The organism is Ruegeria intermedia (assembly GCF_900129345.1).
GTDB classification, from domain to species: Bacteria; Pseudomonadota; Alphaproteobacteria; order Rhodobacterales; family Rhodobacteraceae; genus Ruegeria; species Ruegeria intermedia.
In genome coordinates, this window is sequence record NZ_FQVK01000001.1 from 304,966 (window position 1) to 315,752 (window position 10,787).

General features: G+C 67.2%; 12 protein-coding genes. 7 read left to right on the forward strand and 5 right to left on the reverse strand.

Annotated features, from left to right (window positions below; translation table 11 throughout):
• Nucleotides 1-54: 54 nt before the first annotated feature.
• A complete protein-coding gene (locus F3H26_RS01470; RefSeq protein WP_149774283.1) occupies nt 55-777 on the reverse strand; it encodes a phosphodiester glycosidase family protein in 723 nt (240 codons plus the stop codon).
• A 17-nt stretch (nt 778-794) separates the two neighbouring features.
• A complete protein-coding gene (gene rbfA, locus F3H26_RS01475; RefSeq protein ID WP_149774284.1) occupies nt 795-1,190 on the reverse strand; it encodes a 30S ribosome-binding factor RbfA in 396 nt (131 codons plus the stop codon).
• A 92-nt stretch (nt 1,191-1,282) separates the two neighbouring features.
• Between rbfA and dapB the strand changes: the two genes are divergently transcribed.
• A complete protein-coding gene (dapB, locus tag F3H26_RS01480) occupies nt 1,283-2,092 on the forward strand; it encodes a 4-hydroxy-tetrahydrodipicolinate reductase (RefSeq protein WP_149774285.1) in 810 nt (269 codons plus the stop codon).
• On the opposite strand, the gene tmpB is transcribed toward dapB, so the two are convergent.
• A complete protein-coding gene (gene tmpB / locus F3H26_RS01485; protein WP_149774286.1) occupies nt 2,089-2,679 on the reverse strand; it encodes a (R)-1-hydroxy-2-trimethylaminoethylphosphonate oxygenase in 591 nt (196 codons plus the stop codon). The genes dapB and tmpB overlap by 4 nt on opposite strands.
• Nucleotides 2,676-3,812, reverse strand: a complete 1,137-nt coding sequence (gene tmpA / locus F3H26_RS01490; RefSeq protein WP_149774287.1) for a 2-trimethylaminoethylphosphonate dioxygenase — start codon at nt 3,810-3,812, stop codon at nt 2,676-2,678. The genes tmpB and tmpA overlap by 4 nt, the downstream gene beginning before the upstream one ends.
• 98 nt (nt 3,813-3,910) lie before the next feature.
• Here tmpA and F3H26_RS01495 point away from each other — a divergent pair, with 98 nt between their 5' ends.
• Nucleotides 3,911-4,771, forward strand: coding sequence for a LysR family transcriptional regulator (locus F3H26_RS01495; RefSeq protein ID WP_149774288.1), 861 nt, complete (start codon nt 3,911-3,913; stop codon nt 4,769-4,771).
• A gap of 4 nt (nt 4,772-4,775) precedes the next feature.
• On the opposite strand, the gene F3H26_RS01500 is transcribed toward F3H26_RS01495, so the two are convergent.
• The gene (locus tag F3H26_RS01500) at nt 4,776-4,958 is read right to left on the reverse strand and encodes a DUF1674 domain-containing protein (protein ID WP_149774289.1); all 183 of its coding nucleotides are present in this window, start codon (nt 4,956-4,958) and stop codon (nt 4,776-4,778) included.
• An 88-nt stretch (nt 4,959-5,046) separates the two neighbouring features.
• Between F3H26_RS01500 and F3H26_RS01505 the strand changes: the two genes are divergently transcribed.
• From F3H26_RS01505 to F3H26_RS01525, 5 genes are all read left to right on the forward strand, one after another.
• Nucleotides 5,047-6,306, forward strand: coding sequence for an RsmB/NOP family class I SAM-dependent RNA methyltransferase (locus tag F3H26_RS01505; protein ID WP_149774290.1), 1,260 nt, complete (start codon nt 5,047-5,049; stop codon nt 6,304-6,306).
• 88 nt (nt 6,307-6,394) lie between these two features.
• A complete protein-coding gene (locus F3H26_RS01510; protein WP_149774291.1) occupies nt 6,395-8,134 on the forward strand; it encodes a heparinase II/III family protein in 1,740 nt (579 codons plus the stop codon).
• Nucleotides 8,135-8,155: 21 nt separating this feature from the next.
• On the forward strand, nt 8,156-9,745 hold the full coding sequence (gene purH / locus F3H26_RS01515) for a bifunctional phosphoribosylaminoimidazolecarboxamide formyltransferase/IMP cyclohydrolase (protein WP_149774292.1): 1,590 nt from the start codon (nt 8,156-8,158) through the stop codon (nt 9,743-9,745).
• Complete coding sequence (gene lspA, locus F3H26_RS01520; protein ID WP_149774293.1) at nt 9,745-10,221, forward strand: signal peptidase II; 477 nt, start codon at nt 9,745-9,747, stop codon at nt 10,219-10,221. The genes purH and lspA overlap by 1 nt, the downstream gene beginning before the upstream one ends.
• A gap of 50 nt (nt 10,222-10,271) precedes the next feature.
• Nucleotides 10,272-10,787: a DUF3035 domain-containing protein gene (locus tag F3H26_RS01525; RefSeq protein WP_149774294.1), complete on the forward strand. Its 516-nt coding sequence runs from the start codon at nt 10,272-10,274 to the stop codon at nt 10,785-10,787.

Genomic DNA, 10,787 nt, shown 5'->3' on the forward strand with positions numbered 1-10,787 from the left:
GATGCACCTTGTTTCCTGCTAAGGCGCGCGACCTAGCGGATCGGCCCGGCGCTGTCAATTTGCCGGGATGTCCTCGACCACGCCGACGATCGGCCCCAGCGAGAAACCCACGTCCGACCGGTTTGCCGCCCGATCATACATGCGTGAGATGTTGCCGTCGAAAAACAGCGCGTTGGGCGTGTTCAGCACGTCGCGGAACAGGCGGCCGAATTCATGGAAGGTGACGTAATCCTCGGAAATCACGAACACCGCACGGCTGCCATCGGCGCTGGTGCCCACCCCGTTGCGGATATAGCGCGAGGTCGACTCCTCAAGGAACCGCGGATGCAATTCGCCATCGACCACCAGCATCGGGCCGGATTGGGTGGCAAAACGGCACTCGGGCTTGCGGTCCAGATAGTCCAGCGTCTCGAACACGTCGGCGCGGCCTTCGCGGATGCAGAACACCCCGTTGGGCAGCAGGCCGAAATTGCCGGGGCCGGCGTTGGGAATCACGCGCATGAGCTCTTCGCCGTCTTCGATATAGTGGCCCACGGGCGAGCGGTCCTCGTGATACATGCCGGCGTTCATCGCAAAGCTCAGACGCTGGCCCGCGCCGGCCAGTTCTTCGTTCACCGACGAGAAATGGCCCAGCACCTGGCCCGCTTCGTCATACAGGAACAGGCGCAGGTCTTCGGTGGTGGCGTCAACCTCGCAAACGGTATAGCGCCGGTCTTCGTGGACCACACGCTCGCACGTCACCGCGCCGGCCTGTCCGGCCCAGAGCAATGCGATCACAGCTGCGGTCCTGCGGATCACTCGTCCAGGTCCCGGCGCACGGCGTCCTGTTCGAACATCCGGCGCGTGTCGTCCATCCGGTCGAACGTGTCGTCCAGGCGAAAGCGCAGGTCGGGGGCGAATTTCAGGCCGACCTTCTTGCCGACCATGCGGCGCAGCTCGCCCTTGTTGCGCGTCAGCAGCTCGATCACGGTGTCCTGCCCCTTGCCGCCCAACGGCAGCACATAGGCGGTGGCGATCTTGAGGTCGGGCGAGGTGCGCACTTCGCCCACGGTGATCGACAGGCGGTTCAGGTCTGGGTCGTGCACGTCGTCGCGCGCCAGCACCTCGGACAGGGTGCGGCGGATCAGTTCGCCGACGCGAAGCTGCCGTTGCGAGGGGCCGGGGCCGTCGTGGAATTTGTTCTTAGCCATGTCCCCGATCTAAGCGCAAAGCGGGGCTTTGCCAAGCGGCCCCGAACCGGGTAGGAGGCTTTGAGCCGAATTTCAGAAGAAGGACCAGCGCAATGACGCATATTCCGGGAATCGTCGTGACCGGGGCTTCGGGCCGGATGGGGCAGATGCTGATCAAGACCATCACCGACAGCGATCAGGCGCGGCTGGTCGGCGCGGTCGAGCGCACTGGCCATGACTGGATCGGCCAGGACGTGGGCACCGCGATGGGCGGCCAGCCGCTGGGCGTGACCGTCACCGACGATCCGCTCGAGGCCTTTGCACAGGCGCAGGCGGTGATCGACTTCACCGCGCCCGAGGCGACGCTGGAGTTCGCCGCGCTGGCGGCGCAGGCGCGCTGCGTGCATGTGATCGGCACCACCGGCATGAGCGACGAACAGATCGCCGCGCTGGAACCCGCCGCGCGCCATGCGGTGATCGTGCGGGCGGGCAACATGAGCCTGGGCGTCAACCTTCTGGTGCAACTGACCAAAAAGGTCGCCGCCGCGCTGGACGAGGATTTCGACATCGAGGTGATCGAGGCGCATCACCATCACAAGGTCGATGCGCCCTCGGGCACGGCTCTGATGCTGGGCGAGGCCGCGGCCGAGGGGCGGGGCGTGAACCTTGCCGATGTCGCCGATCGGGGCCGCGACGGGATCACCGGCGCGCGCGAACGCGGCCATATCGGGTTCCACGCCATCCGCGGTGGCGACATCGTCGGCGAACATGACGTTCTGTTCGCCGCGCCGGGCGAACGGATCGTGCTGCGCCACGTGGCCACCGACCGGGCGATCTTTGCCCGAGGCGCGCTGAAGGCGGCGCTGTGGGGGCAGGGCAAGACCCCCGGCCAATATGACATGGTGGATGTGCTGGGCCTTTAATCCTCGCCCAGATGCCGGTCGACCATGCGCTGAACCATCGGCGCGAAATGGTCGAAGCCGGGGGTGTCCATGTCGGGCCGTTTGCCGGCCTCGTCCAGATACCGGACCTGGATGATTTCCTTCAGGTTCGGGTTGGCCTCGAATGCCGCGACTTCCTCGGCGCTCATCGGGCCGCCCTGCAATTCCAGCGTATGGACCGAGGCCGCCGACAGACGGTTGAAATACTCGGGCCTGGTTGCACACAGGTACCGCTTGGCCGCGACGTGATAGCGGCAGCAATCGGTGATGACCGAGGGAAAGAACCGCTCCAGCACCTCGGCGCCGGCATCCTCGTGGTGGCGGTCCTCGGTGTCGTCGGGATGGTAGGTGCCGAATTCCGAGGTGAAATGCCCGATATCGTGCAGCAGGGCGCCCACGATGATCTCTTCGGGCATGCCGTTCTGCTCGGCGATGGTGGCGCCCTGCAGCATGTGCTGGGCCATGGTGACCGGCTCGCCCAGATATTCCTGGCCCCCGCGCCGGTCGAAGATATCGGCGATGAAGGCCACGATGTTGTCGCGGGTCAGGGTCTGGAAATCGGGGTTCATTCCGCCGCCTCCGGTTGCGCCATCCGCATCGCGGCCAGGGTCGACAGCAGCCCGTCCTTGTCGGCATAGCACCCCTGCAGCCAGCGCGCCCCGGCACCCGAATAGCCCAGCCGCGCGTGCAGGACGCGGGTGTTGTCGACGATGAAGCTCTCGCCTGGTTCCAGCTTGAACGCCACGCCCATGGCCGGGTCGTCGATGATCTCGCCCAAACGACGGTAAGCGGCGTAATAGGCTTCCATCCGGTCGAAGGGCACATCCACGAACGGGGCCGAGGACCGGTTGTTGAAGCGGATGCCGATCAATTCGCCATCGGGCGACAGCTCGATCATCGGGCGGCGCGCGCGCAGGCATACCACGTCCGAACCGCGGTATTCGAACCGCGCGGGATAGCCCGCCAGCAGGGCAAAGGCTTCGGGGTTTTCGTCGCGCAGGCGCTGGGCCGCGCGAAAGCCGTCGACCACGATCGACTCCCCGCCCTCGGCGCTGTTTTCCAGGCAATAGAGGATCTGCAGCGTGGGTACCGGATCGCGATAGGGATTGTCGGTATGCGCCTGCAGGCCAAGGCCGGTATAGGCCAGGTTGGTCGGGTTCACCTCGGTCCGCACCTCGAAATAGGGGCCATAATTGGTCTCGCGCACATATCCGAACAGATCGGCGACCTTCAGCAGCGAACCGGGCTCGGTCGGGCCGTCGGTCAGCTTGGCAAAGCCGTATTCGGCGACCGCCGCCAGCCAGTCGCTCTTGGCGGCGGGGCTTTCATGCACCTGCGTCCAGTCGCCAGCCGGGGCCGCGAACCCGCCGTCCCAGGTGGTGATGCCGGGCGACAGCCAGCCCATCGGGCGGGTCTGGTCCCGATCATAGACATGCGCGGCCAGCCAGTTTGCGGGGAAGGTGACGGTCTTGTCTTCGGGGGCGAAAGTCACCTGCAGGTCGCCGCCCGCCACCTCGGCCGCCTGGATCGCGATCTTTGCCGGAATGTCGCCGATCGTGATCAGGCGCTGGCCGTTGCCGGGGTCGCGCGTCTGCGGGTCCAGCGCATTGTCGCGCAACCAGATGGCGTGGAAACGGGCGCGGGTGCCGTCTTTGAATTCAACCGAAACAACCGCCGGGTCATGGGTGGCGTGGCGCAGCATGGGGCTCTCCTGTTCAGCGCGGGCTTTGGTTGAGGAGATACGCGGGATATGGCATTACGACAATTAAGGCTTGTTTCCTCTGAGGGTTGGAAAATCTAATGAGCAAGAAAAAGGTCGGCCTGCCGCCGCTGGACTGGCTGCGCGTGTTCGAGGCGGCCGGGCGGCTGGGCGGATTCTCGGCCGCGGCGCGCGAGTTCGGCCTGACCCAGGCGGCGGTCAGCCAGCGCATCGCCAATCTGGAATCCTGGCTGGGCCGGTCCCTGTTCGTGCGCGAGGCGCGCGGCGTGTCGCTGACGGTCGAGGGCGAAAGCTATCTGCCGCTGGTGCAGGACAGTCTGCGGGCGTTGGAACGCAACACCGAGGATTTGTTCGGCACCGCCCCGCGCGCGCTGCGGGTGGCCGGGCTGTCCTCGCATATCCAGGCGCTGGTGCTGCCCAGTCTAGGGGCCTTTCGCGCCCTGCGACCCGAGGTGCAGGTCACCACGGATTCGGTGGCCCGGCGGTCCTCGCTGGAGGACGAGCGGACCTGGCTTCAGATCCGATATGGGCGCGGCAACTGGCCGGGGCGCGCCGCCGACCTGATCGCGCCCGAGGTTCTGACTCCGATGGCAGCGCCGGGCGTCAGCTGGCGCGCGCCCGTGATCGAGCTGCGCGGCGAACGGCCCGGCTGGCAGGACTGGATGCAGAAGACGGGCGACACGGATCTGCCACGCGCCGGTCTGAGCTTTGATTCGATGGAACATGCCCTTGGCGCGGCGCGGCAGGGGTTGGGGGTCGCTTTGGGGTCGGTCGCCCTGGCCTCGGCGGATCTGGCCTCGGGCCGCCTGATCCGGCTGGGGCGTCCCGATCTGGAAACCCGCGACGGATACTGGCTGACCTGGCCGCGGGACCGGGCGCAGTCGAAAAAGCAGCAGGCCCTGATCGGCGATTTCCTGCAGGCCCTGCGCGCGGCGGTCTGAGCGGTCAGAAATCGATCGCGATGCCCTTCTTCTCCCAATCGCCGAAGCGCGCGGGATCGGGGCCGTCGCGCCCGCCCAGCTCCTTGGGCAGGGGTTTGGCGTCGGCTTCGGCCTTGCGCCGGCGCTCCTCGGCCTCGGCCAGGGCGCGCCGGGCGGCGGGCGGCAGGTCTGTGCGGTCGTCGCTCATGACATCGGGTTCCTTTCCGTGCATGGCCTTGATATACGCCCTCGTCCGCTGATGGCAATGCGGGCGCAAACCTTGCAAAGGCGGTTTCATGACCAACACCCCGACGGCGGCGCGGCGCAGCGCCATCCATCTGCTGGATCAGATCCTGGGCGAGGGGCGCTTGCTGTCCGAATGCCTGGCGGCCGGGGCGCTGGATCGCCTGGCCCCCGAAGACCGCGCGCGGGCGCAGCGGCTGGCGCTGGAGACCCTGCGCGGGCTTGAACGCGCCGACCGCCTGCTGGAGGGGCATCTGCGGCGCACACCGGCTTTGACCGTCCAAAACGCGCTGCGTCTGGGAACGGTCGAACTGTGCCAGGGCGAGGCTGCGCATGGCGTCGTGAACGCGATGGTCGAGATCATCGGCCGCTCGCGCAAGCACGGGCGGCTCAAGGGGCTGGTCAACGCGGTTCTGCGCAAGATCGCCGCCGAAGGCCCCGAGGCCTGGCCCAAGATGCGGGTGCCGCGCCTGCCGGACTGGCTGCGCGAGCCGCTGATCGCGGCCTGGGGCACGGAGGCGGTCAAGGGCATGGAGCAGGCCCATTTCAACGGCGCACCGCTGGACCTGACGCCGAAACCCGGCGCAACGATCCCAATGGGCACCGAACTGCCGACCGGCTCGGTGCGGGTTGCTGACGCGGGGCAGGTCTCGGCCCTGCCGGGCTATGCGGCCGGAGACTGGTGGGTGCAGGATGCCGCCGCCGCCCTGCCGGCGCGGATTCTGGCGCCTCGGCCCAGCGAGCGGGTTCTGGACATGTGCGCCGCGCCCGGCGGCAAGACGCTGCAACTGGCGGCGGCGGGGGCCGAGGTCACCGCGCTGGACATTTCCGAGGCCCGGCTGGCGCGGGTGCGGGAAAACCTCGAACGCACAGGGCTGTCGGCCCTGGTGGTCGCCGGTGACGCGCTGGACCATCGGGGTCAGTACGACGCGATCCTGCTGGACGCGCCCTGTTCGGCGACCGGCACCATCCGGCGGCACCCGGATCTGCCCTTTGCCAAGGATGGCTCGGAATTCGGTGGCCTGATCGCGTTGCAGGCCCGGATGCTGGCCCATGCCTGGACCCTGCTGAAACCCGGCGGGCGACTGGTCTATTGCACCTGCTCGCTGCTGCCCGACGAAGGCGAGGTGCAGATCGAAGAGGCGCTGCCGCAACATCCCGACATGCAGGTGGACCGCGCGGCGTTGCAGGTGCCCGGCGTTCAACCCGGCTGGCTGACCGAGGAAGGCGGGCTGCGCCTGCGTCCCGATTATTGGCCCGATCTGGGCGGTATGGACGGGTTCTACATCGCCTGCCTGAGCAAATCGGCCTGACCGGTCGCTTTTCGATGACTTGACGAACCGGCCCGGCTATCGTTGGTTCAAACGCCAGCAGAGCGGCAGGGGCAGAGCAACACACGTCATGTCGAATTCGGACACCATGGCCAACCGATGGGTGCGGTTTCAGAACCGTCTCTACGCGCGCCTCAGCCAACGCCGCAAACCTGTCAGCGGCTTTGTCGGTCAGCCCGAGCCGCGCACTGTCGGTTCCTTTGCGCGCGGGCGGCAACTGGTGGCGGGAAATCTCTTGTTTGCGGGTTACCTGGTCGAAGCCCCGGACACGGGCTTGTGGGAGGTCGCGGCCCCCAACGCCGCATTCGACGACGAGCGGCACGGGTTTGCCTGGCTGGACGATCTGGCCGCAGTGGGTGATGCCGCGGCACGGGAAAAGGCGCAACGCTGGGTCTGGGGCTGGATCGAGACCCACGGCAAGGGGCAGGGTCCGGGCTGGGCCCCGGACCTGACCGGACGCCGCCTGATCCGCTGGATCAATCACGCGCTGTTCCTTCTGCGCGGTATGGACGAGGCCCATAGTCGCCTGTTTTTCCGGTCTCTGTCACAGCAGACCTGGTTCCTGTCCAAACGCTGGCACGCGGCGACACCGGGGCTGCCGCGGTTCGAGGCCTTGGCGGGCCTGGTTCAGGCGGGGCTGGCGCTGGAGGGGATGGACGAGATCGCCGACCCGGCGGTGCGCGCCCTGGCGCGGGAATGCCAGACCCAGATCGATGCACAGGGCGGCATTCCCACCCGCAACCCCGAAGAATTGTTGGACGTGTTCACCCTGCTGACCTGGACCTCGGCCGCACTGGGCGAAGTGGGGCGGGGCACTCCGGCCGCGCAGATGGAGGCCATCAAACGGATTGCCCCGACGCTGCGCAGCCTGCGCCACGCCGACGGCGCGCTTGCGCGGTTCCACGGCGGCGGGCGCGGGGTCGAGGGCCGGCTGGAACAGGCGCTGGCGCAAAGTGGCGTGAAACCGGCGCCGACCGGGGGGCTGGCCATGGGCTACGCGCGGTTGTCGGCGGCGCGGACCACGGTGATCGCCGACGCGGCTCGGCCGCCCACGGGGGCGGCATCGTACAACGGTCATGCGTCCACACTGGCTTTCGAACTGACGTCGGGGCGGCGCCCATTGATCGTCAACTGCGGTTCGGGGGCCAGCTTTGGCTTGGAATGGCGTCGGGCCGGACGGGCCACGCCGTCGCATTCGACTTTGTGCCTGGGCGGCTTTTCCAGCGCGCGGCTGGCCGCTCCGGCCAAGGGGTCCGCGCACGAGGCGCTGGTGGATGGCCCGCACCTGGTTCCGGCCGAGTTCGAGCACGGCCCCCACGGGGTGCGTCTCATGGCCGGGCATGACGGCTATGTCCGGGTTTTTGGCCTGACCCATGCCCGTACCCTCGAACTGCGCTTCGACGGGCGCGAGTTGAGCGGGGAAGACAACCTGCTGTCTCTGGATGGCAAGGCCAGGCGCCAATACGACCGCGCGCTCGAGGCCTCGCACCTCGAGGGGGTCGGTTTCGACATCCGGTTTCACCTGCACCCGGATGTGGACGTGGCGCTGGATCTGGGCGGGTCGGCTGTGTCGATGGCGCTGAAAAGCGGCGAGATCTGGGTGTTTCGCCATGATGGGGCGGCGAAACTGGCGCTTGAGCCAAGCGTTTACCTGGAAAAAGGCCGCCTGAAGCCCCGCGCGACAAAACAGATCGTTCTCTCCGGCCGCGCAATCGGGTATGCGACGCGCATCCGGTGGACGCTGAGCAAGGCGCAGGATACAGCCTATGCCGTGCGCGACGTGCACCGGGACGAGCCCGATTTCGACTGAGCCAAAAGGATCTTTGGACCCATGACCGACCTTCACCTCGTGCGCCGCGCGTTGCTTTCCGTTTCCGACAAGACCGGATTGACCGATCTGGGCAAGGCCCTGGCCGACCGCGGGGTCGAGCTGCTGTCGACCGGCGGCACCGCCAAGGCGCTGCGTGATGCGGGGCTTGCGGTCAAGGATGTCAGCGAGGTCACGGGGTTCCCCGAGATGATGGATGGCCGGGTCAAGACGCTGCACCCGATGGTGCATGGCGGCCTGCTGGCGCTGCGCGACAATGACGCCCATGTGGCGGCGATGCAGGAGCATGGCATCGGTCCGATCGACCTGCTGGTGGTCAACCTCTACCCGTTCGAGGAAACGGTGGCCAAGGGCGCGGGCTATGACGAATGCATCGAAAACATCGACATCGGCGGCCCCGCGATGATCCGCGCCGCGGCCAAGAACCACGCGTTCGTCAACGTGGTGGTGGATGTCGAGGATTACTCGGCCCTGCTGGATCAGCTCGAGGAAAACTACGGCAAGACGTCGCTGGGCTTCCGCCAGTGGCTGGCGCAGAAGGCCTATGCCCGCACCGGAGCCTATGACGCGGCCGTGTCCAGCTGGCTGGCCGACGCGCTGCAGATCGACACGCCCAAGCGCCGCGTGTTCGCCGGCGAGCTGAAACAGCCCCTGCGCTATGGCGAGAACAGCCACCAGCAGGCGGCGTTCTATGTCGATGGCTCGGGCCGTCCCGGTGTCGCCACCGCCGTGCAGCATCAGGGCAAGGAGCTGAGCTACAACAACATCAACGACACCGACGCCGCCTTTGAACTGGTGGCCGAGTTCGACCCGCGCGACAGCGCCGCATGTGCCATCATCAAGCACGCGAACCCTTGCGGTGTGGCCAAGGGCGCGACGCTGCTCGAGGCATACAAGGCCGCGTTCGACTGCGACCGGACCTCGGCCTTTGGCGGGATCGTGGCGCTGAACCGGCCGCTGGACGCGGAAACCGCGCGCGAAATCACCGGCATCTTCACCGAGGTCGTGATTGCTCCGGGCGCTACCGACGAAGCCAAAGAGATCTTTGCCGCCAAGAAGAACCTGCGCCTGCTGACCACCGAGGCGCTGCCCGACCCCCGCGCGGGCGGGCTGGCCTTCCGCCAGGTGGCCGGCGGGCTTCTGGTGCAGGACAAGGACAACGGCCATGTCGAGATGGATGACCTGAAGGTCGTGACCAAGCTGGCCCCCACGCCCGAGCAGATGCGTGATCTGCTGTTTGCCTGGAAAGTGGCCAAGCACGTCAAGTCGAACGCCATCGTCTATGTCAGGAACGAGGCCACGGTGGGCGTCGGCGCCGGTCAGATGAGCCGGGTGGATTCGGCCCTGATCGCCGCCAAAAAGGCCGAGCGCATGGCCGAAGCCCTGGGCCTGCCCGAACCGCTGACCATCGGCTCGGCCGTGGCGTCGGATGCGTTCTTCCCCTTCCCCGACGGGCTGATGGAGGCCGCCGCCGCAGGCGCGACCTGCGTGATCCAGCCGGGCGGGTCGATGCGCGATGACGAGGTGATCGCCGCCGCCGACGAGGCCGGCCTGGCCATGGTGTTCACCGGCATGCGGCACTTCCGCCACTGATGCGGGTCCGGGTTCTGCTCTGGGCCGGGCTGGCCGCATTTGCGATCGACCAGCTCAGCAAGTACCTGGTCGTCCACGTGTTGCGCGTGGCCGACCACCCCGGCGGCATCGACGTGCTGCCGCCGATGCTGACCTTTCGGTACGGCGAGAATCGGGGCATCAATTTCGGCCTGTTCCAGGGCAATTCCGAGGCCGCGCGCTGGTTTCTCGTCGCTGTTTCGCTGGCCATCAGCATCGGCGTTTTCGTCTGGCTCTGGCGCACGGCCGCATCGCGGCGGATGCTGGTTTTCGGTGGATTGCTGATCGGCGGAGCGTTGGGGAACGTGGTCGACCGGGTGCTGTACGGGTATGTTCTGGATTTCCTGAACATGTCCTGCTGCGGCATCAACAACCCCTATGTGTTCAACCTGGCCGACGTGTTCATCTTTGCCGGCGCGCTGGGGCTGGTGCTGTTCGACGGCAAAAAGCCCTCGTGACGCGCTGGTTGTTATGCGATAAAAGCGCCTGAAACAGGCTGGAGACCAAGATGCGGATGCCGCGCGCCATTGTTGCCCTGACACTCGCCGCCCTTGCCGCGGGATGTTCCGATATTGGCCTGCGCCATCTCGAAGCGCCCGGCTCGGGGCCTGACGAGTTTTCGGTGATGCCGGTCAAGCCGCTGACCCAGCCCAAGGATTATGCCTTTCTGCCCGCCCCCACACCGGGCGGCGAGAACCTGACCGATCCCAACCCCAAAGGTGACGCGGTGGCCGCGCTGGGCGGAAACGCCGCGGCGCTGAAGTCCGCAGGCGGCATCCCGTCGTCGGATGCGGCGCTGGTCACGGCCTCCAGCCGCTATGGCGTGGCGCCCGACACCCGGCAGGCGCTGGCCGCCGAGGACGAGGCCTTCCGCACGCGCCAGGCGCGCTGGACCCGTCTGCGCCTGTTCAAGGTGGACCGCTACGCGCAGGTCTACAAGCGCGAGTCCATCGATTCCAGGCAGCAGGCCGAAGCCTTCCGCCGGCAGGGGTACGAAACCCCGTCCTTCCCGCCGGATGAATAA

Bases quoted from the DNA above. Each gene is read 5' to 3' on its own strand.
- purH (WP_149774292.1), top strand. From the start codon at position 8,156: ATGACCGACCTTCACCTCGTGCGCCGCGCGTTGCTTTCCGTTTCCGAC.
- F3H26_RS01500 (WP_149774289.1), bottom strand. From the start codon at position 4,958: ATGAGCGACGACCGCACAGACCTGCCGCCCGCCGCCCGGCGCGCCCTG.
- tmpA (WP_149774287.1), bottom strand. From the start codon at position 3,812: ATGCTGCGCCACGCCACCCATGACCCGGCGGTTGTTTCGGTTGAATTC.
- F3H26_RS01495 (WP_149774288.1), top strand. From the start codon at position 3,911: ATGAGCAAGAAAAAGGTCGGCCTGCCGCCGCTGGACTGGCTGCGCGTG.
- tmpB (WP_149774286.1), bottom strand. From the start codon at position 2,679: ATGAACCCCGATTTCCAGACCCTGACCCGCGACAACATCGTGGCCTTC.
- rbfA (WP_149774284.1), bottom strand. From the start codon at position 1,190: ATGGCTAAGAACAAATTCCACGACGGCCCCGGCCCCTCGCAACGGCAG.
- lspA (WP_149774293.1), top strand. From the start codon at position 9,745: ATGCGGGTCCGGGTTCTGCTCTGGGCCGGGCTGGCCGCATTTGCGATC.
- dapB (WP_149774285.1), top strand. From the start codon at position 1,283: ATGACGCATATTCCGGGAATCGTCGTGACCGGGGCTTCGGGCCGGATG.
- F3H26_RS01510 (WP_149774291.1), top strand. From the start codon at position 6,395: ATGTCGAATTCGGACACCATGGCCAACCGATGGGTGCGGTTTCAGAAC.
- F3H26_RS01505 (WP_149774290.1), top strand. From the start codon at position 5,047: ATGACCAACACCCCGACGGCGGCGCGGCGCAGCGCCATCCATCTGCTG.
- F3H26_RS01525 (WP_149774294.1), top strand. From the start codon at position 10,272: ATGCGGATGCCGCGCGCCATTGTTGCCCTGACACTCGCCGCCCTTGCC.